This is a genomic window from Actinoplanes sp. NPDC026670 (genome assembly GCF_040638175.1).
In the GTDB taxonomy this organism is placed as follows: Bacteria; Actinomycetota; Actinomycetes; order Mycobacteriales; family Micromonosporaceae; genus Actinoplanes.
This window is the reverse complement of record NZ_JBEZXU010000071.1, coordinates 1-24,602: the sequence shown is the minus strand read 5'-3', so window position 1 is coordinate 24,602 and position 24,602 is coordinate 1. Positions and strand designations below refer to the sequence as shown.

Annotated in this window: 22 protein-coding genes; 10 read left to right on the top strand and 12 right to left on the bottom strand. The window is 71.0% G+C overall.

Going from position 1 to position 24,602, the window contains the following annotated elements; all coding sequences use genetic code 11:
* Nucleotides 1-16: 16 nt before the first annotated feature.
* Nucleotides 17-652 carry a hypothetical protein gene (locus AB0E94_RS43130; protein WP_360339075.1) on the top strand — a complete coding sequence of 212 codons (636 nt, stop codon included), beginning with the start codon at nucleotides 17-19 and terminating at the stop codon, nucleotides 650-652.
* On the opposite strand, the gene AB0E94_RS43125 is transcribed toward AB0E94_RS43130, so the two are convergent.
* Both AB0E94_RS43125 and AB0E94_RS43120 read right to left on the bottom strand, forming a co-directional pair.
* A complete protein-coding gene (locus AB0E94_RS43125) occupies nucleotides 628-1,254 on the bottom strand; it encodes a DUF3455 domain-containing protein (RefSeq protein WP_360339072.1) in 627 nt (208 codons plus the stop codon). The genes AB0E94_RS43130 and AB0E94_RS43125 overlap by 25 nt on opposite strands.
* A gap of 99 nt (nucleotides 1,255-1,353) precedes the next feature.
* Nucleotides 1,354-2,148 (bottom strand): hypothetical protein, encoded by a 795-nt coding sequence (locus tag AB0E94_RS43120; RefSeq protein WP_360339069.1) that lies wholly within the window; start codon nucleotides 2,146-2,148, stop codon nucleotides 1,354-1,356.
* A gap of 441 nt (nucleotides 2,149-2,589) precedes the next feature.
* Between AB0E94_RS43120 and AB0E94_RS43115 the strand changes: the two genes are divergently transcribed.
* Genes AB0E94_RS43115 through AB0E94_RS43105 form a run of 3 tightly spaced genes read left to right on the top strand, consistent with a single transcriptional unit; the run spans nucleotide 2,590 to nucleotide 6,373 of the window.
* Complete coding sequence (locus tag AB0E94_RS43115; RefSeq protein ID WP_360339066.1) at nucleotides 2,590-4,323, top strand: translation initiation factor III; 1,734 nt, start codon at nucleotides 2,590-2,592, stop codon at nucleotides 4,321-4,323.
* Nucleotides 4,320-5,795 (top strand): NADH-quinone oxidoreductase subunit NuoF family protein, encoded by a 1,476-nt coding sequence (locus AB0E94_RS43110; protein WP_317792094.1) that lies wholly within the window; start codon nucleotides 4,320-4,322, stop codon nucleotides 5,793-5,795. The genes AB0E94_RS43115 and AB0E94_RS43110 overlap by 4 nt, the downstream gene beginning before the upstream one ends.
* Nucleotides 5,795-6,373 (top strand): redoxin domain-containing protein, encoded by a 579-nt coding sequence (locus tag AB0E94_RS43105; protein ID WP_360339063.1) that lies wholly within the window; start codon nucleotides 5,795-5,797, stop codon nucleotides 6,371-6,373. Before AB0E94_RS43110 ends, AB0E94_RS43105 begins: the two co-directional genes overlap by 1 nt.
* On the opposite strand, the gene AB0E94_RS43100 is transcribed toward AB0E94_RS43105, so the two are convergent.
* Complete coding sequence (locus AB0E94_RS43100; protein WP_360339061.1) at nucleotides 6,370-6,618, bottom strand: PspC domain-containing protein; 249 nt, start codon at nucleotides 6,616-6,618, stop codon at nucleotides 6,370-6,372. The two genes, AB0E94_RS43105 and AB0E94_RS43100, sit on opposite strands and share 4 nt — an antisense overlap.
* 190 nt (nucleotides 6,619-6,808) lie before the next feature.
* On the opposite strand from AB0E94_RS43100, the gene AB0E94_RS43095 reads away from it, so the two are divergent.
* Nucleotides 6,809-8,614 carry a serine/threonine-protein kinase gene (locus AB0E94_RS43095; RefSeq protein WP_360339058.1) on the top strand — a complete coding sequence of 602 codons (1,806 nt, stop codon included), beginning with the start codon at nucleotides 6,809-6,811 and terminating at the stop codon, nucleotides 8,612-8,614.
* A 34-nt stretch (nucleotides 8,615-8,648) separates the two neighbouring features.
* Here the strand turns inward: AB0E94_RS43095 and AB0E94_RS43090 are convergent, their stop codons facing one another.
* Nucleotides 8,649-11,033 carry a Tex family protein gene (locus tag AB0E94_RS43090; RefSeq protein ID WP_360339055.1) on the bottom strand — a complete coding sequence of 795 codons (2,385 nt, stop codon included), beginning with the start codon at nucleotides 11,031-11,033 and terminating at the stop codon, nucleotides 8,649-8,651.
* Between the two features lie 420 nt (nucleotides 11,034-11,453).
* Here AB0E94_RS43090 and AB0E94_RS43085 point away from each other — a divergent pair, with 420 nt between their 5' ends.
* Both AB0E94_RS43085 and AB0E94_RS43080 read left to right on the top strand, forming a co-directional pair.
* Nucleotides 11,454-12,173: a protein phosphatase 2C domain-containing protein gene (locus AB0E94_RS43085; RefSeq protein WP_360339052.1), complete on the top strand. Its 720-nt coding sequence runs from the start codon at nucleotides 11,454-11,456 to the stop codon at nucleotides 12,171-12,173.
* Nucleotides 12,174-12,178: 5 nt separating this feature from the next.
* On the top strand, nucleotides 12,179-13,189 hold the full coding sequence (locus AB0E94_RS43080; RefSeq protein WP_360339049.1) for a hypothetical protein: 1,011 nt from the start codon (nucleotides 12,179-12,181) through the stop codon (nucleotides 13,187-13,189).
* Between the two features lie 3 nt (nucleotides 13,190-13,192).
* Here the strand turns inward: AB0E94_RS43080 and AB0E94_RS43075 are convergent, their stop codons facing one another.
* The 3 genes from AB0E94_RS43075 to AB0E94_RS43065 are packed head-to-tail and all read right to left on the bottom strand — an operon-like array spanning nucleotide 13,193 to nucleotide 14,138.
* Nucleotides 13,193-13,507, bottom strand: coding sequence for a type II toxin-antitoxin system PemK/MazF family toxin (locus AB0E94_RS43075; RefSeq protein ID WP_360339046.1), 315 nt, complete (start codon nucleotides 13,505-13,507; stop codon nucleotides 13,193-13,195).
* Nucleotides 13,504-13,752, bottom strand: a complete 249-nt coding sequence (locus AB0E94_RS43070; RefSeq protein ID WP_360339043.1) for a hypothetical protein — start codon at nucleotides 13,750-13,752, stop codon at nucleotides 13,504-13,506. The genes AB0E94_RS43075 and AB0E94_RS43070 overlap by 4 nt, the downstream gene beginning before the upstream one ends.
* A 20-nt stretch (nucleotides 13,753-13,772) precedes the next feature.
* Nucleotides 13,773-14,138, bottom strand: coding sequence for an MmcQ/YjbR family DNA-binding protein (locus AB0E94_RS43065; protein ID WP_360339040.1), 366 nt, complete (start codon nucleotides 14,136-14,138; stop codon nucleotides 13,773-13,775).
* 47 nt (nucleotides 14,139-14,185) lie between these two features.
* Between AB0E94_RS43065 and AB0E94_RS43060 the strand changes: the two genes are divergently transcribed.
* Together AB0E94_RS43060 and AB0E94_RS43055 are read left to right on the top strand one after the other, a co-directional pair.
* The gene (locus AB0E94_RS43060) at nucleotides 14,186-14,716 is read left to right on the top strand and encodes a GNAT family protein (RefSeq protein WP_360339163.1); all 531 of its coding nucleotides are present in this window, start codon (nucleotides 14,186-14,188) and stop codon (nucleotides 14,714-14,716) included.
* Nucleotides 14,717-14,750: 34 nt separating this feature from the next.
* Nucleotides 14,751-15,287 (top strand): DUF4240 domain-containing protein, encoded by a 537-nt coding sequence (locus AB0E94_RS43055; RefSeq protein ID WP_360339037.1) that lies wholly within the window; start codon nucleotides 14,751-14,753, stop codon nucleotides 15,285-15,287.
* Between the two features lie 96 nt (nucleotides 15,288-15,383).
* Here AB0E94_RS43055 and glgB read toward each other — a convergent pair whose 3' ends face one another.
* The 4 genes from glgB to AB0E94_RS43035 are packed head-to-tail and all read right to left on the bottom strand — an operon-like array spanning nucleotide 15,384 to nucleotide 22,628.
* Nucleotides 15,384-17,537: a 1,4-alpha-glucan branching protein GlgB gene (glgB, locus tag AB0E94_RS43050; RefSeq protein WP_360339034.1), complete on the bottom strand. Its 2,154-nt coding sequence runs from the start codon at nucleotides 17,535-17,537 to the stop codon at nucleotides 15,384-15,386.
* A 23-nt stretch (nucleotides 17,538-17,560) separates the two neighbouring features.
* On the bottom strand, nucleotides 17,561-18,865 hold the full coding sequence (locus tag AB0E94_RS43045; RefSeq protein WP_360339031.1) for a maltokinase: 1,305 nt from the start codon (nucleotides 18,863-18,865) through the stop codon (nucleotides 17,561-17,563).
* Complete coding sequence (gene treS / locus AB0E94_RS43040; protein ID WP_317792104.1) at nucleotides 18,862-20,619, bottom strand: maltose alpha-D-glucosyltransferase; 1,758 nt, start codon at nucleotides 20,617-20,619, stop codon at nucleotides 18,862-18,864. The genes AB0E94_RS43045 and treS overlap by 4 nt, the downstream gene beginning before the upstream one ends.
* Before the next feature lie 44 nt (nucleotides 20,620-20,663).
* On the bottom strand, nucleotides 20,664-22,628 hold the full coding sequence (locus AB0E94_RS43035; protein ID WP_360339028.1) for an alpha-1,4-glucan--maltose-1-phosphate maltosyltransferase: 1,965 nt from the start codon (nucleotides 22,626-22,628) through the stop codon (nucleotides 20,664-20,666).
* A gap of 482 nt (nucleotides 22,629-23,110) precedes the next feature.
* On the opposite strand from AB0E94_RS43035, the gene AB0E94_RS43030 reads away from it, so the two are divergent.
* Nucleotides 23,111-23,698 (top strand): hypothetical protein, encoded by a 588-nt coding sequence (locus tag AB0E94_RS43030; protein WP_360339025.1) that lies wholly within the window; start codon nucleotides 23,111-23,113, stop codon nucleotides 23,696-23,698.
* A 253-nt stretch (nucleotides 23,699-23,951) separates the two neighbouring features.
* Here the strand turns inward: AB0E94_RS43030 and AB0E94_RS43025 are convergent, their stop codons facing one another.
* The gene (locus tag AB0E94_RS43025) at nucleotides 23,952-24,416 is read right to left on the bottom strand and encodes a PPOX class F420-dependent oxidoreductase (protein ID WP_360339022.1); all 465 of its coding nucleotides are present in this window, start codon (nucleotides 24,414-24,416) and stop codon (nucleotides 23,952-23,954) included.
* Nucleotides 24,417-24,602 lie beyond the last annotated feature (186 nt).

The window sequence follows — 24,602 nt, the reverse complement described above, 5'->3', positions numbered from 1 at the left end:
ACCTACCGTGGTGGCCGTGACGAAGGTATGGGCACTCGCGCGATTCGTGGTCGTCTACGAGCTGCGGCTGTGGGCGGCGCTGTTCCGCTGGATCCTGCGGCGGCCGGTCCCGGTCGAGCCGGGCGCCACCCGGTTCGGGTACATCGGCGCGGTCCGGATGATCCTCATCGCCTTCATCGTCGTCTCCGCGATCGAGATCCCGATCCTGGAGCTGATGATTCCGTGGGAGCCCGTCGCGAACGTCCTGCTCTTCGCCGGCGTCTACGGCCTGATCTGGATGTTCGGGCTCTACGCCAGCATTGTCGTGCACCCGCACCTGGTCGGCCCGTCCGGGCTGCGCATCCGTAACAGCCTCACCCTCGACGTCGCCATCGGCTGGGACCGGATCGCGGCGATCGAGGTGCGCCGCCGCTCGATGCCGCCGGGCGGCCAGACCCAGCTCGAGGACGGCGTGCTCGCCCTCGGCATGGCCAGTCAGACGAGCATCGACGTGCGCCTCACCGAACCCCTCGTGCTGCCGGTCCGCAAGGCCAAGGGGCAGCCCGCCGGCACCGTCCGCTTCCACGCCGACGACCCCGAGGGCCTGGTCGAGGCGGCGCGCGAATTCCTCCCGGTCGTGACGGAGAGTCAGGCCGCCACGAAGAACCGGTAGACCGCCCGGTACGGCGCCGCGATCGTCCCGCCCGTGCACGTTCCGGCCGGCGCCAGCCCGCCGACCGTGTCGATCCGCTGCACGTAGGTGACCTTGCCGAACGTACCGCCGCCGCGGTTGGCCTTGGCCTTGATCCGCAGCTGCTGGATGCTGCCGGGGCTCTCCGAGGGAGCCCGCACGACGCCTTCCGGGTCGCCCTCCAGCAGGGAGCCGTCCTGGTCCGACAGCCAGCTCGGGCCGCGGAAGTGCAGGGCGCTGACCTTCTTGACCTGACGCACGGTGACGCCGGTGAGGGAGGCGGCCGGTTCGAGCAGCGTCCAGGCGCCGGACCGGCATTCGTAGACCTGCACACCCCGGGCCTTGAGCACGGCGTGCAGCACATGCCCGGCGGGCGGGGCCAGCTCGGCCGGCACCCGCGGGTCGACGCCGTGCCCGGCCTCGTGCGCGACGGGCGCCGGCGATGCGGGCGGGGCCTGGTCGGTGCCGGCGAAGGACACCCCGGCCGGCACCGCGACGGATACGACGGCGAGGGCGCCGAACGCGGCGGCGGCCCGGGCCGGGCGATGGGCGAGGTTGCGTACGGCAGACGGGCGCTGAGCCACGGGTCCTCCCCTATGGACGGTGACGCTGCGCCATCACGCTAAACGCCGCAGCGCCGTGCGCGTCCCGTCCGGCGGGGATTTCACCCGGAGGAAGTGCTCCTACCGGCGCGGTGGCATCTGGTAGAACCCGGTCGGCAGGGTCTGCTCCTCGACCCGGGCCACCCGGGACCGGGTCCGCAGCCGGAGGAGCAGCAGCACCCCGAGGAACACGCAGATGCCGCCGACGATCAGGCCGGGCCCGAGCAGTGAGGTCTGGTCGGCCACCAGGGCGGCCGGGGTGTCGTCGGTGGGCGGGACGATCGCCGTCCCCTCGTCGTTCCCCTCGTCGCCGGCGTCCCCGGCGGACTCCTCGTCCTCGCCGTCCGGCGACTCGGAGGGCTCGGGCGACGGGCTGACGGCCCGCTCACCACGGATCTCGGCCGACGCGGCCGCCGTGGTCAGCAGGGTCTCCTGCTGGTCGAACGCCCGCGCCTCGAACCGCACGTCACCGCCGTCCGGCCCGTCGAAGGAGATCTGCCAGCGGCCGGTCACCGTGCGGCCCCGGCACAGCGTGCCCGGGTCGAGGTCCTCGTCGATGATCGTGGTGGTGTCGCCCTCGGTGCTGGTGCTGGTGTCGAACTCGCCGGCCTCCTCGACACGGGTCACCCGCAGCTGCTCGGCGTCGACAGGCGTACGCACCACCAGCACCCACCGGACCTTGCGGCACTGGCGGCTCTCCGACGTCACGACCGCGGTCACGGTCTGTGCGGGTCGGGTCACGGTGAACCGGTCGGGTGCGGTCACCCGGACGTCGAACCCCGGCACCTCGGCGGCGGCGGGTGCGGCCGGCGCCAGCGTGTGCAGGACGGCGCCCGCGACGACCGCGCCGGCAAGCGCGGTGATCCGGTGACGCATGACGGTTCCCCTTCCCCCGGGGCGGCTCGATGCATTCGCCCGCACTACTTAGTTCGCCTCGCGCGCGCAAATGGTTCAGAGAGTGGCGTGGGTCACACTCATTTTCCGGCGCCGGATCCGGTGGCCAGAATGGTCGGGGCCGGTCTGGATCCTTCCTGGCAATACCCTTATTTTTTCCTTAACCGAGCAACCGCCGACATGTCTGCGCAGTTCAGCAGGCCTGCGCGGAGGGTGGTCAAACGACTACGCAAAAAGTTCGGTCGGTGTTCATCCGATCCCGGGCCTGGCACGTAATCCCGGGAGGACACGGACCACGGCGCGCAGGGGAAAGCATCGCCGGGGACCGGGTCCAGCGCAGCGCTTGAGCGCGGGGCGTTCCCCACGGACGCCGGCGTCCCACCGCCCACGGGACGTGACCGCACCAAGGAAAACGAGGAGTCCATGGCCCGCTCGAAGAACAGCAACGCCCCCACCCGGGTGCCGGTCGACGTCGGATCCACCGGTACCCGCCCGGTGCCGAAGTCCGCGGTGGCCCTGCTCATCCTGAGCATCCTGGCCGCCCTGTGGGCGGTCGCGATGATGACCACGCCGGGTAAGGTCGCGTACCTGTACCTGTACGAATACCTGAAGTACTACATGGGCGTCGTCGCCCTGGTGTCGCTCTCGATCACGATCATGGTCGGCCTGGTCGCCACCGACCGGCTGGTGCTCAGCATCCGCCAGCGGGTGCTGCTCCAGTCGGCCCACCGGACCACCGGCGTGATCGCGGTCAGCGGCCTCTTCATCCACGTGTGGACGAAGTTCATCGACGGCCAGATCGGTGTCATCGACATCGTCATCCCGTTCCTGGTGGACGGGCGTGAGCTCTGGATCGGCATGGGCACCCTCTCCGGGTGGGTCATGGTCCTGGTGATGTGGTCCGGTCTCGCCCGGGCCCGGTTCATCGGCCGCGGCCGGCCCTGGATGTGGCGTGGCATCCACGCGATCTCCTACCTGATCTGGCCGACCGCCCTGCTCCACGGCCTCGGCGCCGGCCGGGCCGCGGCCACCTGGGTCGTCGTCAGCTACATCGTGTGTGTGCTCGGTGTGCTGATCGGTCTGGCCGTCCGCCTGTCGGTGAGCCTGAACCGCCGCAAGGACTTCGCCTCGCCGGCCGGTGTCGGCGCGGTCCGGACGCAGGAGACCGGCGAGCTGCTGCCCACCGCCTCCGCGCCGATCCGTCGCCCGAACCGCGCGCCCGCCGTCGACCTGCTCGCCCCGGCCGGGTCCGAGCCGCAGACGATGGCCCCGCCGGCCTGGAACCAGCCGACCGGCCCGTCCGCGCCGACCTGGAACCAGCCGTCGGCACCGCAGGCCCGCCAGGTCAGCGCGGCCCCGGCCGCCCGGCCGGTCAGCCCGGCCCCGGCGCCGGCCGAGGAGGACTACCCGCCCCGTGGCCGCCGGCAGCCCGAGCTGGAGGCGCCCGCGCCCCGGCAGCGCCGGGCCGCCGAGGACGACGAGCGTTACGACACCCAGACCCGGATGTCGCGGCGCGACCTCGAGGACGACCGCTACCGGTACGACGACGAGCCCGCCCCGCGCTCCCGTGGCGGCCGCTCGGAGATGTACGACGACGGCCGTGGACGTGGCCGCCGCTACGAGGACGACGAACCGGCCCAGCGCCCCCGCCGCCGCGACGACGCGGAGTCGACCGGCACCCGGATGCGCCGTGACGATCTGGAGGCCACCGGCACCCGGATGCGGCGCGACGACATCGAGGCGACCGGCACCCGGATGCGCCGCTTCGAGGACGACGAGCCCGCGCCCCGGGCCCGGCGCCGCGAGCCGGAGTTCGACGAGCGGCCCCGTGGCCGCCGCCGTGCCGAGGACGAGTACGAGGAAGCCCCGCGCGGTCGTGGCGGCCGCTACGAGGAGGAGCCCGCCCCGCGTTCCCGGAGCGAGCGGTACGACGAGCCCCGCTACGAGGAGCCGGCCCCCCGCCGGCAGAGCCGCAGCGAGTTCGTCGACTTCTCGGACGGCCCGGCCTACCCGGCCGACGACAGCCCCACCCTGGTGGACAGCGGCTCCCGCCGGAACCGCCGCGACGAAGGCGGCCGTGGCGGCCGCCGGGGCCGCGACGACGCCGACGACGGCTACTTCTCCCAGCTCCGCGGTGACTCGAGGGACACGAATTGAGCGAGGCACAGGTTCCACCGGTCACGGCCATCGGCACGCCCCGCATCACCGCGGGGTTCGACGAGTACGGCCGTCTCGACCTCCTGGCCCATCAGGAGGTCCACGGCGGGTTCGCGGCGCTCTCCTCGGGTGAGCTGATCGGCCTCGCCGACCGCATCGAGCTGCGTGGCCGCGGCGGCGCCGGCTTCCCGTTCGCCCGTAAGGTGCGCGCGGTGGTCGACTCCTGCCGCCGCCAGGACCTGCCCCCGGTGATCGTGGTCAACGCCACCGAGGGCGAGCCGCCGTCGTGGAAGGACAAGGCGGTCCTGACCCGTGGCCCGCACCTGATCCTGGACGGCGCGGCGCTGGCCGCCGCCGCCCTGGACGCGGAGGAGATCGTCATCGGCGTCGCCGACGACGGTGTCGGCCAGAACTCGCTCGCCGCCGCCCTGGCCGAGCGGAAGATGCCGTGCCCGACCCGGATCGTCGTGGTGCCGCACCGGTTCATCTCCGGTGAGGGCGGTGCGCTGGTCCGCGGGATCAACGGCGAGGCGCACATCCCGCCCGGTCGTAAGGTCCGGTCCAGCGACAACGGCGTGATGGGCCTGCCCACCCTGCTGTCGAACGCGGAGACGTACTCGCAGCTGGCGATCGCGGCCCGGCTGGGCCCGTGGGAGTACAACTCGGTCGGCATCCCGGAGGAGCCCGGCACGGTCATGCTGACCGTCGGCGGCTCCGCCACCGCCCCGGCCGTGGTCGAGGCGCCCACCGGCACCCCGCTCATGGAGGTGCTCGAGATGTGCGGCGCCGACCTGGGCCCGGGGCTGCTGGTCGGCGGTTACCACGGCAAGTGGGTCACCGCCGAGCAGGCCAGGACCATCAACATCTCCCGGAAGGGGTTCGCGAAGGTCGGCGGCACGCTGGGCGCCGGCATGCTCATCCCGATCGGCTCGAAGACCTGCCCGGTCGGCGAGGTCGCCCAGGTCGTGCAGTACCTGGCCGGCGAGTCGGCCGGCCAGTGCGGCCCGTGCCGGATCGGCCTGCCCGACCTGGCCCGCGCGGTCACCCTGGTGTCGCTTGGCGGCAACGCGGTCGAGCAGGTGCGGCAGGCGGCCGGCATGGTCAAGGGCCGTGGCGCGTGCAGCCACCCGGACGGCTCGTCCCGGTTCGCGCTGTCCGCGCTGGAGGTCTTCAAGGAGGACGTCCTCCTGCACGCCAACGGCGAGGGCTGCGGCAAGCAGGTCCGTGGCATCCTGCCGCTGCCCTACACGGCTGAGAAAGGTGCCCGCAAGCTGGCCCTCGACTGGTCGCGGTGCGACGGGCACGGGCTGTGCTCGGCGGTCGCCCCGGAGATCATCCGGCTCGACAACAACGGCTTCCCGGCGTTCCCGCAGACGCCGCTGCCGCCGTGGCTCGAGGACGGCGCCCGCAAGGCGGTCAACGTGTGCCCGGCGCTCGCGCTGCGGCTCACCGAACCCACCCCGGCCAAGTGATGAGCAGGTCCCGCGTACCCCGGCTGATGTTGTCCCTTGCTCTGGCTGCCGCGCTCGCGGCAGCCGGGTGCGGGACCACGCCGGACGCGTCCCCGGAGGCGCCGGCGGCCGGACCGTCCCCGGCCGCTGCCGCGCCTCCGGCCTCCGGGGCGGCCACCGCGGAAGCGGTGACCGTCCCGAAGACGCTGACCTTCACCGGGACCACGCTGGACGGCAAGAGGTTCGACGCCGCGTCGATGGCCGGCAAGCCGGCCATCCTCTGGTTCTGGGCGCCCTGGTGCGCGACCTGCGCCAGCGAGGCGCAGTCGCTGTCCGACATCCATGACGAGTACGCGGGCCGCCTGAGCATCCTCGGCATCGCGAGCCTCGGCAGCGTGCCGGAGATGGACGACTTCGTCGCCGACTTCGAGCTCGCCAAGATCCCGCACCTCAACGACAAGGCCGGCAAGCTGTGGAAACGGTTCGGCATCGCCCAGCAGAGCTGGTACGTGATGCTGGACCGCACCGGCAAGGTCGCCTACAAGGGGTACCTCGACGATCTCCAGCTGACCGGGAAGGTCAAGGAGCTGACCGCCTAGAACGTGGTCGGCGTGGTGGGCGACTGCCAGGCCGGCTTCTCCGACGGCATCAGGATCCAGGCGATCGGGTAGACGAGGATCTGGCTGCCCGGGATGACGAAGAGGATCAGCACGAACAGCATCCGGGCGATCCACGGGTCGATGCCGAAGCGGCGGCCGAGGCCAGCGCAGACGCCGGCGATCATCCGGCCGTCCTGCGGGCGAACCAGGCCCTGACGGGCGAGCGAGTCGTGCACGGCGTTCATGAGGGGATCCCTGCCTTCACTGGTGGTGAACTGATGACTCCATGGTGTCGCCAGGAGGGGGCCGGCCGCATCGGGCATGGCCCCGATCCTCATCTCGGGGATCTCCATGAGGCCGCCGCCTATTCGGGAAGAGACAGCGCCCTATACAGTGCGAGCGCATACGTAAGGGGGCGCTCCGGGGGGCAGCGGAATGGTCGACGGCTCAGTGCCGGGTGAGCGGACACAACCGCTGCGCACCGGCGATCCACCGACCCTCGGCGAGTATGAGCTGATCGGCCGGCTCGGCGAGGGCGGCATGGGCACGGTCTACCTGGCCCGTACCGGTGGCGGGGTGCTCGTCGCGGTCAAGATGGTGCGCGCCGACCTGGCCCACGACGACGAGTTCCGCCGGCGTTTCCGCAGCGAGGTCAACCGGGCCCGGCAGGTGCCGCCGTTCTGCACCGCCGAGGTGCTCGACGCCGACCCCGACCACGACTCGCCGTATCTGGTCGTCGAGTATGTCGACGGGCCCACCCTGGCCGAGGTGGTCGAGCAGCGCGGGCCGCTGACCAGCGCCAACCTGCACGGCGTGGCGATCGGGGTGGCGACCGCGCTGACCGCGATCCACGGCGCCGGGGTGATCCACCGCGACCTCAAGCCGCGCAACGTGCTGCTGGCGCCGGGCAGCCCCAAGGTGATCGACTTCGGGATCGCCCGGGCCATGGAGGCGACCAGCGCCAACACCCGCACCGACCAGATGGTCGGCACGGTGGCGTACATGGCGCCGGAGCGGTTCTCCTCCGACGAGGACACCCCGCTCACCCCGGCCGCCGACGTGTTCGCCTGGGGGAGCGTGGTGGCCTATGCGGGGACCGGGCAGACCCCGTTCTGGGCCGACTCGCCGCCGGCCATGGCGGCCCGCATCCTCACCCAGCCGCCGAAACTCGACGGGCTGAGCGGCCCGCTGCGCGACCTGGTGGCCCACGCGCTGGAGAAGGACCCGGCCGACCGGCCGAGCTCCCGGGAGCTGCTCGACCTGCTGATCTCCGGCAAGCAGCGGCCGGCCGCCACCGCCGCCGCCTTCGCCGACCAGCCCGACCTGCGGGCCGCCGCGGTCGAGGCGCAGGCCGTCACCGGGGTCGCCGGCGACCCGTCGGTGAGCCTGCCGACCCTGGCCATCCCGCCGGGGCTGGTCGGCTACGACGAGAACTCGATCGTCACCGTGCCGATCTCCGCCCCGCCGGCCGACACCATGACCGGGCCGCCGCCCTCCCCGCCCCGGCAGGGCCGCCGCTGGGCGATGCCGGTGCTGCTCGGGGTCTTCGTGTCGGCCCTGGTCGCCGGCGCCGTCCTGGTGGCCCTGGAGCTGCGCAACGACAACCGCAGCCAGGCTGAGGACGGGCACACCGCGTCGCCCGCCCCGTCGGCCACGGTCTCCGCCCCGGCCGGGCTGCCACGCCTCCAGGACACCCTGCGGCGGCCGTCGCTGTGGAGCGCCAAGGACTATCCGGAGGAGAACGCGACCTGCTACTTCGACGACGCGCTGGTCGCGCGCCGGGAACAGGCCGGGACCTACAAGTGCCGGGGGCCGCTCGACCGGATCCCGGCCGACATGCGCGTCGAGGTCTCGGTCCGCCTGCTCACGCCGGACAGCTGCGCGGCGATCTGGTTCCGCAACAACGATCAGGTCGGCTACCAGGCCCGCATCTGCGAGCGCAACATCTACATCGGCGTGCACAACCGGGACGGTGACGGGAAGATCGCCGTCGACAAGACCATCCCGCTCGGTGACGCGCCGATCGCGCTGAACGGCGAGGGCGCCCGCATCGGCCTGCTCGCCCGCGGCGACCAGGTCGAGGTGTACCGGGACGGCGCCCTGATCGGCAGCGCCCCGCTGACCGCGCCGGAGCTCCAGGCGGGCCGGGTGCTGCTCGGCGTCTACAACGAGCGCGACGCGCCGGAGGACGGGCCGTACGAGGTGGCGTACACCGACATCGAGATCTGGGACGTGAAGTAGCGGGAGGCCTGCCGGGCCTCCCGCCGTCCACTCGTCAGTCGCGGGTCAGGCCGGCCCGGCGCAGCGCGTCGGCCATGGCGCTGTTGCCGAAGCTGTTGCCACCGCCGCCACCACCGCCGCCCTGGCCACCACGCTGGCCGCCGCCCTGCCGGGGCTGACGCTGCCCGCCCTGGCCGCCGCCGCGCTGCTGCCCGCCGCCACGCTGGCCGCCGCCGCCCTGGCCACGGTCCTCCCGCGGCTGACGGCCCTTGTTCGGCTCGTCGCTCAGGCGCATGGTCAGCGAGATCCGCTTGCGGACCGGGTCGACCTCGAGCACCCGGACCTTCACCACGTCACCGGACTTGACCACCTCGCGCGGATCCTGCACGAACTTGTCGGACAGCGCCGACACGTGCACGAGCCCGTCCTGGTGCACGCCGATGTCGACGAACGCGCCGAACGCGGCCACGTTCGTCACCTGGCCCTCCAGGATCATGCCCGGTTTCAGGTCGGCGATCTTCTCGACGCCCTCGGCGAAGGTCGCCGTGGTGAACGCCGGCCGCGGGTCACGGCCCGGCTTCTCCAGCTCCTTGAGGATGTCGGTGATGGTCGGCAGGCCGACCGTGTCGGTGACGAACTTGTCCGGCCGGATGCCCTTCAGCAGCGGGCTGTTGCCGATCATCGTCTTCACGTCCGATCCGGCGTCCGCCGCGATCGTCCGGACCAGGGTGTACGACTCCGGGTGCACGCTGGAGAAGTCGAGCGGGTCCTCGCCGTCCCGGATCCGGAGGAAGCCGGCGCACTGCTCGAATGCCTTCGGGCCCAGCCGGGCCACGTTCTTGATCTCCTTGCGGTTCTTGAACGGGCCGTTCTGGTCGCGGTGCAGCACGATGTTCTCGGCGAGGCCGGCGGTGATCCCGGAGACCCGGGTCAGCAGCGGCGCGGAGGCGGTGTTGATGTCCACCCCGACGCCGTTCACACAGTCCTCGACCACCGCGTCCAGCGAGCGGGCCAGCTTCACCTCGGACAGGTCGTGCTGGTACTGGCCGACCCCGATCGACTTCGGGTCGATCTTCACCAGCTCGGCGAGGGGGTCCTGGAGCCGGCGGGCGATCGACACCGCGCCGCGCAGCGACACGTCCAGGCCCGGGAGCTCCTGCGAGGCGTACGCCGACGCCGAGTAGACCGACGCGCCCGCCTCGGAGACGACCACCTTGGTCAGTTTCGCCTCCGGATGCTTCTTGATCAGCTCGGTGGCCAGTTTGTCGGTCTCCCGCGACGCGGTGCCGTTGCCGATCGCGATCAGCTCGACGTTGTGCTTCGACGCCAGCGCGGCCAGCCGGTGGATCGACTCGTCCCACTTGTTCTGCGGGACGTGCGGGTAGATCGTGTCGGTCGCGACCACCTTGCCGGTCGCGTCCACCACGGCGACCTTCACCCCGGTGCGGAAACCAGGGTCAAGGCCCATGGTGGTACGGGTCCCGGCCGGCGCCGCGAGCAGCAGGTCACGCAGGTTGGCGGCGAACACGCGAACCGCCTCGTCCTCGGCCGCCTCGCGCAGCCGGACCCGCAGGTCGGCGCCGAGGTGGATGAGGACCCGGGTGCGCCACGCCCAGCGGACCGTGTCGACGAGCCACTTGTCGCCGGCCCGGCCGTGGTCGCTGATGCCGTTGCGCCCGGCGATGCGGCCCTCGAAGTAGCCCTCGTCCTCCTCGGGGTGCGGCTCCATGGTGAGGTCGAGGACATCCTCCTTCTCACCGCGCAGCATCGCCAGGATGCGGTGCGAGGGCAGCTTCGAGTACGGCTCGGCGAAGTCGAAGTAGTCGGAGAACTTCGCCCCGTCGGTCTGCTTGCCGTCGCGCACCCTGGCGACCAGCCGGCCGCGTGTCCACATCTGCTCCCGGAGCTCACCGATCAGGTCGGCGTCCTCGGCGAACCGCTCGATCAGGATGGCCCGTGCGCCGTCCAGGGCGGCCTGGGGGTCGGCCACCCCCTTCTCGGCGTCCACGAACGCCGCAGCGGCCGCTTTCGGGTCGACGGTGGGGTCGCCCAGCAGACCGTCGGCCAGCGGCTCCAGGCCGGCCTCACGGGCGATCATCGCCTTGGTCCGCCGTTTCGGCTTGAACGGGAGGTAGATGTCCTCCAGCCGGGCCTTCGTGTCGGCCTCGAGGATCTGCTGCTCCAGGGCGTCGTCGAGCTTGCCCTGGGAGCGGATCGACTCCAGCACCGCGGCCCGCCGGTCCTCCAGCTCCCGCAGGTAGCCCAGGCGCTCCTCCAGGGTGCGCAGCTGGGCGTCGTCGAGGGTGCCGGTCACCTCCTTGCGGTAGCGGGCGATGAACGGCACCGTGGCCCCGCCGTCGAGCAGCTCGACCGCGGCGGTGACCTGCCCTTCCCGTACCCCGAGCTCCGAGGCGATGCGCTGATGGATAGCTGTCGTCACGTCGACGATTGTTACCGAGCCCGCGCCGCCTTGTCGCGCCACCCCGGACTGTCACCCGCGCGCGACCGTCCAGCGGCCGTCCGCCCGCGTGCCCGGGCGCCCGGGGTACCGCTTGCGAGGGACGCCCGGAACCTGCCGTGAATCGTCCGGGTGGCGGCTCGCGTACCCCGATGTCGCGAATGTCACGTCGGTCTTGCGCGGCGTGTCGCGGTGGCGCGAACGCCGCCGATCATGGCCAAGATCGCCGCGAGCCGCCGCCGGATCGCCTCGCGGGACCACCGCAAGGGCTGTGACCTGCGCCATCATCCTTTTCGGGGTGGTCGGTGACGGGGTCGGCCCCGCGGTGGCATACCAGGCATCCGCCGACACTTGGTAGGAGGTACTAGAGACAACGGAATTGGCCTTTGGCACAGTTGTCACATGACGCTTGCTGTCCGGGCGGTCGCCGCCACTGATCAGGGCCTGGTCCGGTCCAACAACGAAGACGCCGTCTTCGTCGGTAATCGACTCTTCGTGGTGGCGGACGGCATGGGCGGGCTTCCCGCCGGCGAGCTGGCGAGCGACATCCTGGTGCAGAGTCTCAGCGTCGTCGACACCGCTCCGGACAACGGCGAGCCGCTCCAGGATCTGATCAACGCGCTGCAGACCGCCAACCAGCGGATCGAGGCGTCCGTCGCCGAGGACGACGCGCGCGACGGCATGGGCACCACGGTGACCGCGCTCCTGCTCTCCGGCGACCGGCTGGCCGCCCTCAACGTCGGCGACTCCCGCTGCTACCTGCTGCGCGACGGCGACTTCCAGCAGCTCACCCGGGACGACACGTATGTGCAGGCGCTCGTCGACCAGGGGGTGCTCACACCCGACGACGCCCGGCGGCACCCGCAGCGGGCGCTGGTCACCCAGGCGGTGCAGGGCGGCCCGTTCCGGCCGGCCGGGCGGATGATCCCGGCCCGGATCGGCGACCGGTACCTGCTGTGCAGCGACGGGCTCTCCGACTACGTCGAGGACACCGTGATCGCCCAGACGCTGCGTGACGTCGCCGACCGCAAGACGTGCGCCGCCGAGCTGGTCAACCGCACCCTGGAGAACGGCGCGCCGGACAACGTCACGGTGATCGTCGCCGACGTCGTCGAAGCCTGACGGCGATGATCAGGACCCGCCGCATCCTCGCCGGTGCGGCGGCGGCCGTCCTGATCCCGGCCCGTCGCCTTTCCGGGGCGGTGTCTGTGGCTACGCTCCTGATCGCGGCCCGTCGTCTTTTCCGGGCTTTGTCGGTGGCTGCGCTCCTGATCGCGGCCCGTCGCCTTTTCCCGGCAGTGTCGGTGGCTGCGCTGTTCATGGGGCTCGCCGCCTGCTCCGGGGGCGGGTCGGGCGAGGGCGCGCCGCTGCCGGAGTTGAAGCTGCGGGCGACCGCCGAGCAGTGGCGGCAGGACGAGGTGGCCCGGCAGCTCGGCATCGCCCTGCACAACGACGGCCCGGCGCCGGTGTGGATCTCCCGGGTCGAGCCGGACCTGCCGTCCTTCGAGGGCGAGACGCCGGTCGACACACCGGCCCTCCTGCCGCCGAACGGGCTCCGGGTGGACGTGACCGTGCCCTACGGCACCGGAGGCTGCGCAGCGGCCGCTGAGGCCTCCTACGTGACGGTTGTGGCGCGGGTCGAGGGCGACACCCGGACCCAGCGGGTGCGGCTCGCCCTGCCGTACCCCAACGAGCTGCTGAACCGGCTGCTCGCCGACGACTGCGCGGCCGAGACCGTCCGCAAGAGCGTGGCCCTGCGTTTCGGCGACTGGACCGACCTGGGCGCCGAGGGCGTGCGCGGGAGCCTCGTCGTCGAACGGACCGCGGCCGCCACCGGCACGGCCCGGCTGCACTCCTTCGACGGCAACGTGATGTACCGCCTCGCCTACCGCACGGCGAACCCGCTGGCCGAGGTGACCGCCGGGGCCCCGGTCGCCACGCTGCCGTTCACCGCGTCACCGCTGCGATGTGACCTGCACGCCTTCGCCGAGGTGAAGAAACCCTTCGAGTTCCCGGTCCGGATCTCGCTGGACGGCGGCAAACAGCTCTACACGACGGTCCCGGTCGACGACGACGACCGAAAGGCCCTCGACACCATGCTGCGCCGCAACTGCGGTGTCCCACCCGCCGGCTCCTGAGCGTCAGGGCAGCTCGAGGAAGTCGCGGATGGCGTCCTCGGTCGCGGTCATCGTGGCGTGGGAGACGAAACCGTGGAGATCTCGCAACGAGGTCCGGTCGAGGATCTGCACCACCCCGTGAATCCGCACCCATGCACCGCTCAGCGGATCGCCGCCGCCGAGCGGAACCGCCAGGTGATTGGGATGCGGTGACTCCCGCACGACGGTGAGCGCCCAGATCGCGAGCTCATCGATCGCGTTGTACTCGTTGTTGCTGATGACCAGCACGCGATGCTGGGAGCCGCCGCGCAGCAGGGTCCAGATCTGACCGCGCTTCACCACTCGGTGCCGCGCAGTGCGATGTCGTTGCTGCTCTCGATCAGGATCCGGTCGGCGTCGGCCTGCTCGGGCGTGCGCTCCCGGAGGAACCTGCCATACGCCTGGGCGGCCTCACGCTGCCTGAGGCGGCGTGCCTCTGGCAGAACCCGGCGGACAGCCTCGGTCACGGCCGCCGAGGCGTTGCCCTGGCTCTGGAGATATTCCGCGACATCGTCAGGGACGCTGATGCTGAGCTTCACGGTCATACTTTTATCCTACCGCTGGTTCAGGCCTCGTCGAGGCGGGTGAGCAGGGCTTTCGGGGCGACCGTGCGGAAGGCGTCGGTGCACAGCTCGGTGATCTCGGACCAGTCGGGGGAGCGGTCGAGCCGGACGCCGAGCCAGCCGCGATGACCCACGTAGGGTGGCCGGAAGAAACGGGCCGGATCGGCGGCGATCAGCTCGGCCTGGGCGCCCGGTGGGGCCGCGCACCACAGATGTGGGAAATCGTGGTCGTGATGGCCGTCGGCCCAGAGCATCACGAACTGCTTGCGGTCGCGGACGAAGAACGCCGGCGAGCCGTGGCTCAGGCGCTCGGTCGCCTCGGGCAGGCGCAGGCAGATGTCGCGGATCCGCTCGGTCGTCGAGTCCATGCCCCGCATTCTGCCCCGCGGGTCTGACATATTCTCGGCCCGTGCTGATGACGACCGAGCGGCTGATCCTGCGGCGTTTCCGGGCGTCCGACGCGCCCGCGCTGGCGGCCTACCGGTCCGATCCGGAGGTGGCCCGTTACCAGTCGTGGGACGCGCCCTTCCCGATCGGGAGCGCGGAGGTCGCGGTCCGTAACTTCGCGGCGAGCTCGCCGGCCGAGCCGGGCCGGTTCCAGTATGCGATCGAGCTCGCCGACGAGCAGCGGCTGATCGGGGATGTGTACGTCCGCCTGCACGACAACCGGATGCAGGGGGAGATCGGGTTCACGCTGGCCACGGCGTACCAGAAGAGGGGTTTTGCGGCCGAGGCGGTCGGCGCGGTGCTGGACCGGCTGTTCCGGGCGCAAGGGCTGCACAAGGTCACCGGGGAGTGCGACGCGCGGAACGCGCGGTCCGCGGCGCTGCTGGAGCGGCTCGGTTTCCAGCGGGAGGGGCTGCTGCGGCAGCAGACCTTCATCAAGGGCGAGTGGACCGACGACCTGCTGTACGGGCTGCTCGCCACCGAATGGCTCGGACGCTGAGAAAATGTCGTACCCCGGTGCTTGGATCCCGGGCATGGACATCGACGAGTTCTGGCAGCTGATCGAGCACAGCGGCGGTGAGCGGCCGGGCGACCAGGACGCCCGCGAGGAGTGGCTGATCGCGGCGCTGACCCGTCTCGACCCGGTCCACATCGAGGATTTCGAGATCAGGTTGCAGGAGCTCCGCGACCGGATCGACAACGCGGCGGTGTGGGGCGCGGCCGAGGTGGTCTACGACGGCGCCTCCGACGACACGTTCTGGTATTTCCAGTGCTGGCTGATCGGGCAGGGCCGGGAGCGTTTCGAGCTGGTCGAGGCCGATCCGGATGCGCTGGCCACCCTGCCGGGGATCCGGCGGCTGGCCGGCCGTCGCTATCGTGACTGGGCCGACGACGAGTGGCCCGACTGGGAGTCGCTCGACTACGTCGCGGGCAAGGCGCATCCCGGTGATCTGGAGGAGGCGCTGGCCGCGCGCGGGTTCACCAGCCGGTGCGATCCACTTCCGCCGGATTGGGAGAGCATGCCGCCCTACCCCCGGCTGCGCGGGTTGTTCCCGCACAGCCGGGAGTGAGAGTCACAGCCTGGAATGAGAGTCACAGCCTGGAGTGAGCGTCACCGCCGGAAGTGAGAGTCACCCCCGGCGGTGCGAGTCACAGCCGGGGGAGAGTCAGCTCTCGTGGCGCAGCCAGACGGCGCCCAGCGGTGGCACCCGCAGCGACACCGAGGCGTCGAAGCCGTGCCAGGGCAGGTGTTCCGCCTCGACCTCGCCCAGGTTCCCGACGCCGGAGCCGCCGTAAAGGGCGCTGTCCGTGTTGATCACCTCGGTCCAGCGGCCGGAGCGAGGCAGGCCGATGCGGTAACCCTCGTGCGGGATGGCGGCGAAGTTGACGATGCACGCCAGGGTGTCGCCGTTCGGCGCGAAGCGGACGAACGAGAAGGTGTTGTGCTGCGAGTCCTCACTGGTGATCCAGCGGAAACCGGACGGGCTGGTGTCCTGCGTCCACAGCGCGGGCGTCTCCCGGTACACCCGGTTGAGGTCCTTGACCAGGCCACGGATGCCGCCGAACTGCGGGTCGTCGAGCAGTGTCCAGTCCAGGCCGCGGCCCTCGTTCCACTCGGCGAGGTCGCCCATCTCGGCGCCCATGAAGAGCAGCTGCTTGCCGGTGAAGGCCCACATGAAACCGAGCAGGGCGCGGGTGTTGGCGAGTTTCTGCCACAGGTCGCCGGGCATCTTGCCGGTCAGCGAGCCCTTGCCGTGCACCACCTCGTCGTGGCTGATCGGCAGGGTGTAGTTCTCGCTCCACGCGTAGACGGTGGCGAAGGTCATCTGGTGGTGGTGCCACTGCCGGTAGATGGGCTCCTTCTCCATGTAGGAGAGGGTGTCGTTCATCCAGCCCATGTTCCATTTGAAGCCGAAACCGAGCCCGCCGAGGTGGGTGGGCCGGGTGACGCCGGGCCACGCGGTGGACTCCTCGGCGATCGTCATGACCCCGGGGTGGTGCTTGTAGACGGTCGCGTTCATCTCCTGGAGGAAGCTGATCGCGTCCAGGTTCTCCCGGCCGCCGTACTGGTTGGGGGTCCACTCGCCGTCCTTGCGCGAGTAGTCGAGGTAGAGCATCGAGGCGACGGCGTCGACCCGCAGGCCGTCGGCGTGGAACTCCTCGCACCAGTAGAGCGCGTTGGCGACCAGGAAGTTGCGGACCTCCGTGCGGCCGAAGTCGAAGACGTAGGTGCCCCAGTCGGGGTGTTCGCCGCGCCGCCAGTCGCCGTGCTCGTAGAGCGGAGTGCCGTCGAAACGGGCCAGCGCCCACTCGTCTTTCGGGAAGTGGGCGGGCACCCAGTCCAGGATCACGCCGACGCCGGCCTGGTGCAGCTTGTCGACCAGGTGCCGGAACTCGTCGGGCGTGCCGAACCGGGAGGTCGGCGCGTAGTAGCCGGTGACCTGGTAACCCCACGAGCCGCCGAACGGGTGCTCCATCACCGGCATCAGCTCGACGTGGGTGAAACCGGTCTCGACCACGTACTCGACGAGCTGGTCGGCCAGTTCGGTGTAGGTCAGGCCGGGCCGCCACGAGCCCAGGTGCACCTCGTAGACGCTGATCGGCTCCTGGTGCCACGACTTGCGGGACCGCTCCCGCATCCACTGCTCGTCGTGCCACTGGTAGGACGACTGGTAGACGACCGACGCGGTGGCCGGCGGCACCTCGGTGTGCTGGGCCAGCGGGTCGGCGTGCTCGCGCCACACCCCGTCCCGGCCGAGGATCTTGAACTTGTACTTCGTGCCGATGTGCGCGCCGGGGATGTACAGCTCCCACACGCCGCTGGAGCCGAGCGACCGCATCGGCCACCCGTCGTAGGGGCCCCAGCCGGCGAAGTCGCCGACCACCTGCACGCCACGGGCGCTGGGGGCCCACACCGCGAAACCGACGCCGGCGCCGCGCGGCTGCGCCCCGAGCACCTTCCACAGCTTCTCGTGCCGGCCCTCGCCGATCAGGTGCAGGTCGAGCTCACCGAGGGTGGGCAGGTGACGGTACGGGTCGTCGCACTGCGTCCCGTCGACGTCGAGACGGTAGTCGAGGACGGTCCCGGGCAGCTCGGCCGCGAAGATCCCGTCCGGGTGGACCTTCGTCGCCTCGTACCGCTCGCCCTCGTGCAGGACGGCCACCTCGGTGGCGCCCTTGCGCAGGGTGCGCACGACGGTCCGGCCGCCGTGCGGGTGGGCGCCGAGGATGCCGTGCGGGTCGTGCGAGTCCCCGGCTATCACGCTGTCCATGGCCCGTTTGTCGGCGGCGAGCCGCGAGGCGCTGGTCTGACCGATCATGGTTTTGGGGTGCCCTCCGGGGTTCATCCGACGAGCCGGGCGATCGACCGCAGGGGGATCCGCAGCCAGCCGGGCCGGTGCCGGGCTTCGTAGGCGGCCTCGTAGACCGCCTTGTCCAGTTCGTACGCCGCCAGCAGCGCCGCCTTGTCACGCGGGTCGGCGCCCGCCACATGCGTGTACCCGTCGCAGAACGCCGCCCGGTTGCGGTCCACCCACTCCCGGGCCCGTGCCGCCAGGGGCTCGTCGTCGTCCTGGTCGACCAGCAGCTGGTAGGCCGCGTACTCGTAGGAGCGCAGCACCCCGGCCACGTCGCGCAGCGGCGAGTCGGGCAGCCGCCGCTCGTCCAGCGGCTGGCCGGGCTCACCCTCGAAGTCGATCAGCAGCCAGCTCTCCGGGGTACGCAGTACCTGCCCGAGGTGCAGGTCGCCGTGGATACGCTGGACCTCGACCTGCTCGCCGGTGAGGGCGCTGAACCGGCCGGTGATCGCCGGGACGTGCTGTTGCAGCTCGGGCACCGCGTTGGCGGCGGTCCGCAGCCGGGCCAGCACCGCGTCCAGCGGGAACGGCGCCGGGCCGCTGCCGAGCTGTTCGGCGAGGGTCAGGTGCACCGACGCCACGGCCTCGCCCAGCCGGTACGACTCGCCCTGGAAGTCGCCGCCCACCTCGTCCGCGGCGAACGCGGCGTCGGCGAACAGATCCCGGGCCGAGGCGGTGGCCATGGCCCAGCCCTCGGCCGAGTTGACCGCGTACTCGGTGACCATGCCCAGCGAGCAGTCGTCGGCGACCTGGAACGACCCGAGCAGCCGCGCCACGTGCGAGTTGCCGGCCCGGCCGAGCACCCGGTTCAGCTCGATGTCCGGGTTGACCCCGCAGGTGACCCGGCGGAACAGCTTGAGGATGGCGTCCTGGTCGAAGATCACGCTGGTGTTGCTCTGCTCCGCGTCGAACACCCGCGGCCAGGCCTCCAGCGGCAGCGTGACGCCCGGCTCCTTCTCGAAGGTGATGTCACCGGCCAGCTCGGACCGGTCGACCAGGCCCAGCAGGTGGCGGGCGGCCGCCGGGTCGTAGAGGGCGTCGTAGCCGACCCGGCCGTCGTCGGCCGGCCCGATGGTCGCGACCTGGCTGTACTCCGGGATCGGCCCGGCGCCCCAGCCGACCAGGATCTGGTACCGCTCGGAGCTGCCGTCGGTGTACTCCACGTCGACGAGGACCAGCTCCAGATCCTCGCCGAGAGTCGTGGCGGACGCCTCCTTGACCGAGGACAGGACTCGGCTGCGCCCGGCGTACCAGCGCTGTTTCGGTAACCACTCGGCGAAAGGCAGCGTCATTGCTTCTCCTCCGACCCGCACAACTGGAACCAGTAGAACCCGTGCCCCGGGAGCGTCAACAGGTACGGAAGCTGGCCGATCCGGGGGAAGTTGACGTGCCCGGTGAGCTCCACCGGGGTGTATCCGTTCCAGTGCTGGAGGTTCAGTTCGATCGGTTGCGGGAAGCGTGACAGGTTGTTGACGCACAGCACCACGTCGTCGCCGAGCTCGCGCAGATAGGCGAGCACCGACGGGTTGGAGCCGCCCAGCTCACGGAACGTGCCGACGGCGAACGCCTCGTGTCTGCGCCGGACCGCCAGCATGGTGCGCGTCCAGTTCAGCAGGGAGGTGGCGCTGTCCCGCTGGGCCTCCACGTTCACCGCCTGGTACCCGTACACCGGATCCTGATTGACCGGAAGGTAGAGGCGCCCGGGCGTGGCCGTGGAGAAGCCGGCGTTGCGGTCCGGGGTCCACTGCATCGGGGTGCGCACGCCGTCCCGGTCGCCGAGCCAGATGTTGTCGCCCATCCCGATCTCGTCGCCGTAGTAGAGCACCGGCGAGCCGGGCAGCGACAGCAGCATGGCGGTGAACAACTCGATCTGGTTGCGGTCGTTCTCCAGCAGGGGAGCGAGCCGCCGGCGGATGCCGACGTTCGCCTTCATCCGTGGGTCCTTGGCGTACTCCGAGTACATGTAGTCGCGTTCCTCGTCGGTCACCATCTCGAGCGTCAGCTCGTCGTGGTTCCGCAGGAAGATGCCCCACTGGGTGTTCTCCGGGATCGGCGGCGTCTGCGCCAGGATCTCCGAGATCGGGAAACGCGACTCCCGGCGTACGGCCATGAAGATGCGCGGCATCAGCGGGAAGTGGAACGCCATGTGGCACTCGTCGCCGCCACTGCGGGGATCGCCGAAGTACTCCACCACGTCGGCCGGCCACTGGTTCGCCTCGGCCAGCAGCACCCGGCCCGGGAACTCGTCGTCGATCACCTTGCGGCAGTGCTTCAGGAACGCGTGGGTGGCCGGCAGGTTCTCGCAGTTGGTGCCCTCCTCTTCGAAGAGGTACGGCACCGCGTCCAGCCGGAACCCGTCGATGCCGAGGTCCAGCCAGAACCGCAGCACGTCCAGCATGGCCTCCTGCACCTTCGGGTTCTCGTAGTTGAGATCCGGCTGGTGCGAGAAGAACCGGTGCCAGTAGAACTGCCGGCGCACCGGGTCGAACGTCCAGTTCGACTCCTCGGTGTCGACGAAGATGATCCGCGCGTCCTGGTACTTCTCGCTGGTGTCGTTCCAGACGTAGAAGTCGCCGTACGGCCCGTCCGGCTCGTGCCGGGACGCCTGGAACCACGGGTGCGAGTCGGACGTGTGGTTCATCACCAGGTCGGTGATCACCCGGATGCCGCGCTTGTGCGCCGCGTCCAGCAGGGCCACGAAGTCCTCGACCGTGCCGAACTCGGGCAGCACCTTGTAGAAGTCGCGGATGTCGTACCCGCCGTCGCGCAGCGGCGAGTCGTAGAACGGCGGCAGCCAGAGGCAGTCGACGCCGAGCCACTGGAGGTAGTCGAGCCGCTCGATCAGCCCCCGCAGGTCGCCGCCGCCGTCGGAGCCCGAGTCGTAGAACGCCCGGACCAGCACCTCGTAGAACACGGCCCGCTGGAACCAGGTCCGGTCCGCCGGAAGCGCCCGGGCGTGCCCGAAGTCGTCGGAGGTCGGATGTTCGACCACCCCGCCCTCGTTGTGGCTACCCTCGGCCGGGTCGTGCTCGCTCGACAGCTCCATCTGCTCCCCCTACCCCGCCTGACGGCGACGATGCCTCGAGGCGTCTATCCCGCCTTGACGACGAAGATGTGTGCCGGCTCGACGAACGGGTCGATCCGGACGGCGTTGTACTGCCCCCACTCGTAGGTCGCCCCGGTGATCTGGTCGACCACCGTGAACCGGTCGTGCCAGTCCAGGCCGAGCGCCGGCATGTCCAGAGTGGTGTTGCCCCACTGCACGTTGCTGCTGTCGAACGTGCAGATGACCAGGACGGTGTTGCCGGTGTCCGGGTCACGCTTGGAGAAGCAGAGCAGCGCGCCGTTGTCGACCTCGTGGAAGCGCAGGTTGCGCAGCCAGTGCAGCGCCGGGTTCTCCGCCCGGGTGCGGTTCAGCCTGGTCAGGTACGGCGCCAGGGACCGGCCGGCCCGTTCGGCGGCCGCCCAGTCCCGCGGCTTCAGCTCGAACTTCTCGTTGTCGATGTACTCCTCGGCGCCCGGCCGCGGTACGTGCTCGAACAGCTCGTACCCGGAGTAGAGGCCCCAGGACGGCGTGAGCATCGACGCCAGCACCGCGCGGATCTTGAACATCGGCGGGCCGCCGACCTGGAGCGACTCGTGCAGGATGTCCGGCGTGTTGGGCCAGAAGTTCGGCCGCATCCAGTCGATCGAGGTCAGCAGTTCCTGCATGTACTCGCGCATCTCGTGGGCCGAGGTGCGCCAGGTGAAGTACGTGTACGACTGGGTGAACCCGATCCGGCCGAGCCCGTTCATCATGGCCGGCCTGGTGAACGCCTCGGCCAGGAACAGCACGTCCGGGTCGGACTCCTTGACCTTGGGGATCAGCCACTGCCAGAAGTTGACCGCCTTGGTGTGCGGGTTGTCCACCCGGAAGATCTTGATGCCGGCGTTCACCCAGTGCATCACCACGCGGTAGACCTCGTCGCGCAGTGTGCGGTAGTCGTTGTCCCAGTTGATCGGGTAGATGTCCTGGTATTTCTTGGGCGGGTTCTCGGCGTACGCGATGGTGCCGTCCGCCTTGGTCGTGAAGAACTGCGGGAAGTCCTTGACCCACGGGTGGTCCGGGGCGGCCTGCAGCGCGAGGTCCATGGCGACCTCCATGCCCAGTTCCTCGGTCCGCGCGATGAAGGCCTTGAAGTCCGCCATGGTGCCGAGCTGCGGGTGGATGGCGTCGTGGCCGCCCTCGTCGGAGCCGATCGCCCACGGCGAGCCGACGTCCTCCGGCCGGGCCGTCAGCGTGTTGTTGCGGCCCTTGCGGTTGATCTTGCCGATCGGGTGGATCGGCGGCAGGTAGACGACGTCGAAGCCCATCGCGGCGACGGCCGGCAGGCGCTCGGCGGCGGTGGCGAACGTGCCGTGCCTGATCGGCGTCGCGTCCGGCCCGACCTCGGCGCCCTCCGAACGCGGGAAGAACTCATACCACGCCGAGTAGAGGGCGCGGACCCGGTCGACCCAGATCACGAACGACCGGGTCGTCGTGACCAGGGCGCGCACCGGGTTGTGCCAGAGCAGCTCCTCCAGGTCCAGCGCCGGGGTCACCCGGGCGAACAGCGACCGCTGCTCGTCACGCAGCGCCGCCGCGGCGTCGCGGACCCGGTCCTCCTGCTCGGCCGGGACGATCTTGGTGGCCAGGTCGAGCACGTCGGCGCCCTCGGCCAGATCGTTCGCCAGATCCTCGGCCCCCTGCCCGGCGCCGATCTTCTTCACCACCGCGTCGCGCCACGTCCGGTACGGATCGTCGAACGCCTCCACGGTGAACGTCCACCGGCCCACCGCATCCGGCCGGATCGCCGCGTGCCACTGGTCGAGGCCCGGCTCGCCGGGCGTCATCCGGGTGAACGGCTTGGTCTCCCCGTCCGGTCCACGCCATACCACATTCACGCCGAGCGCGTGGTGACCTTCGCGATAGGACACCGCCGAGACCGGGACCAGCTCGCCGACCACCGCCTTCGCGGGGTAGCGGCCACCGGAAACAGCCGGCGTCACGTCTTCGATCGGGAAGCGTCCGGTCATGATCTCCACCGTAGTCAGAGGGGCGCAGGAGGACTCGGCGACCGGGAAAACCACCGCCGGCGTCTCTATGACTTCTCCGCAGTGGAGTTTTTGAAACGGCCGATCGCCGCTGCGTCCCAACCTACCGGAGGGCCAGCCCTACAGCGCATCCGGACGTGGCCGTGCGCCGCCGGAAAACACGACAATTTCACCTGTTCGCAACAGGCGTTCACGTTGCCGGGCCCGCGACGCCCGGCGCCCTCGGCCGCCGTCGCGCGCGGCACGGCCCGCGCACCCGCACCGAGAGACGACCCCCGCTGCGGTACGGCCACCGCGCGCCGCCGTGACCCGGCGGGCCGGTGGCGACCGCCGGGCCGACGGGAGTGTGACGGTTGCGCTGCGTTGCCATCGAGGAACCCTGCTCAAGAGCGCCCCCGAGCCACCGAGTTAACCCTCGACGCGAGCCGACGACCCGGCAAGCGCACGAAGGGAGGAGATCGAACGTGGCCGGACCGTCCACCGCATTGTCCCCGGTGATCGCCGCCAGCACCCACTGGCTGGCGCGGGCCTACCCGGGCGGCGAATCCAACACGGTGGCGCACACGCTCGCGGAGCTCCAGGCCCGGCAGGCCATCACGGTCGCCGCCTGGCTGCGCTATCCGACCGAGATCGACGCCGCGCTCGTCGCCATCGCCGGCCCCGGCGGCTCCGCCATCCTCGACTGGAAGGCCGGCAGCGAGCCCGACGACGAATTCGCCGACGGCGAGGGCTGGCGCACCTGGGTCGACGAGGTCGTCGTCAGCTGGGCCGCCTGCCTGCTCGCCGACCCGCTCCTGGCCCGCCGCGGAGTCGACGCCGTCATCGCCGCCATGCCGGTCCCCGACCAGCGGCCCCGGCCGCACTCCCGGCGCACCGCCACCACCGGCATGCCCGCCGAGTTCCGCCGCCTGCTCCAGCCCGACGCCCGTGACCGTGAGGCCGCCGTCCTGCTGCGTCACCCCGACCTGCTCGAGCCGATCGCGGGCATGCACCGCGACGCCCTGCTCTATCTCCTCGACGCCGAGCCGGACCGCACTCCTCTCGCGGCCTGACCTCAGCATCCCCTCCCGAGGGGGCCGGGTGAAACACGCGACCGCCCGGTCCCGCCGGAATCGGGAGGGCCCGAAGGCCGCAAGGCCGGCGCCGCCTTGTCCTCCTGGGCGCCGGCCTTGCGGCCTCTTTTGCCGTATCCCGCAGACCGCGCAGCCTCGCGTGGTGACGCGTGGCGCGTTTCGCGCCGCAGTTGTCCACGCGAGTTGGCGCCGGCGGTGCGTTCTGCGCCGCAGTTGTCGACGCGGGGTTGCTCTAGTCGGCGAGGCGGGCCGGGAAACCGCCGGTGGCGATCGGGCCCCAGGACTCGATCGTCACCCGGATCAGGCATTTGCCCTGGTCTTGCATCGCCTGGCGGTACTCGTCCCAGTTCGGGTGCTCGCCGGAGATGCAGCGGAAGTACTCCACCAGCGGCTCGACGGCGTCGGGCAGGTCGATCACCTCGGCCACGCCGTCGAGCTGGACCCACGGGCCGTTCCACTCGTCGGACAGGATCGTGAGGGTCACCCGGGGGTCGCGGCGGATGTTGGCCACCTTGGCCCGCTCCGGGTAGCTGGAGATCACCACCCGGCCCTCGGTGTCGACGCCGCACGTGTTCGGCGAGGACTGGGGACGGCCGTCCTTACGGGTGGTCAGCAGGATCGCGCGGTGCCTCGGGCGCAGGAACCCGACCAGCTCCTCCCGGCTGACCCGGTTGTTGGTCGCAATGCTCCGTGCCATGTCGTGTGTTCCTTCCAGTCTTGGCGGCTGAGGCCGGTCGAACCTCGACCACGGCGCATCGCGCCCGTCGACGTCGAGGGCTCCGAAATCGGCTAGGCGAAGCCCGGGGGGCTTTTGGGGCCCCCCCCCGCGGGGCAAAAAGGGCCGGTCCCCCCCCGCGGGGGGCGGCCCACCCCAAAACCCCAG

Coding starts and splice junctions, on each gene's coding strand:
- AB0E94_RS43055 (WP_360339037.1), top strand. CDS start 14,751: ATGGACATCGACGAGTTCTGGCAGCTGATCGAGCACAGCGGCGGTGAG.
- AB0E94_RS43065 (WP_360339040.1), bottom strand. CDS start 14,138: ATGGACTCGACGACCGAGCGGATCCGCGACATCTGCCTGCGCCTGCCC.
- AB0E94_RS43120 (WP_360339069.1), bottom strand. CDS start 2,148: ATGCGTCACCGGATCACCGCGCTTGCCGGCGCGGTCGTCGCGGGCGCC.
- AB0E94_RS43060 (WP_360339163.1), top strand. CDS start 14,186: ATGACGACCGAGCGGCTGATCCTGCGGCGTTTCCGGGCGTCCGACGCG.
- AB0E94_RS43105 (WP_360339063.1), top strand. CDS start 5,795: ATGAGCAGGTCCCGCGTACCCCGGCTGATGTTGTCCCTTGCTCTGGCT.
- glgB (WP_360339034.1), bottom strand. CDS start 17,537: ATGATCGGTCAGACCAGCGCCTCGCGGCTCGCCGCCGACAAACGGGCC.
- AB0E94_RS43070 (WP_360339043.1), bottom strand. CDS start 13,752: ATGACCGTGAAGCTCAGCATCAGCGTCCCTGACGATGTCGCGGAATAT.
- AB0E94_RS43085 (WP_360339052.1), top strand. CDS start 11,454: ATGACGCTTGCTGTCCGGGCGGTCGCCGCCACTGATCAGGGCCTGGTC.
- treS (WP_317792104.1), bottom strand. CDS start 20,619: ATGGAGCTGTCGAGCGAGCACGACCCGGCCGAGGGTAGCCACAACGAG.
- AB0E94_RS43100 (WP_360339061.1), bottom strand. CDS start 6,618: ATGAACGCCGTGCACGACTCGCTCGCCCGTCAGGGCCTGGTTCGCCCG.
- AB0E94_RS43095 (WP_360339058.1), top strand. CDS start 6,809: ATGGTCGACGGCTCAGTGCCGGGTGAGCGGACACAACCGCTGCGCACC.
- AB0E94_RS43080 (WP_360339049.1), top strand. CDS start 12,179: ATGATCAGGACCCGCCGCATCCTCGCCGGTGCGGCGGCGGCCGTCCTG.
- AB0E94_RS43045 (WP_360339031.1), bottom strand. CDS start 18,865: ATGACGCTGCCTTTCGCCGAGTGGTTACCGAAACAGCGCTGGTACGCC.
- AB0E94_RS43115 (WP_360339066.1), top strand. CDS start 2,590: ATGGCCCGCTCGAAGAACAGCAACGCCCCCACCCGGGTGCCGGTCGAC.
- AB0E94_RS43025 (WP_360339022.1), bottom strand. CDS start 24,416: ATGGCACGGAGCATTGCGACCAACAACCGGGTCAGCCGGGAGGAGCTG.
- AB0E94_RS43035 (WP_360339028.1), bottom strand. CDS start 22,628: ATGACCGGACGCTTCCCGATCGAAGACGTGACGCCGGCTGTTTCCGGT.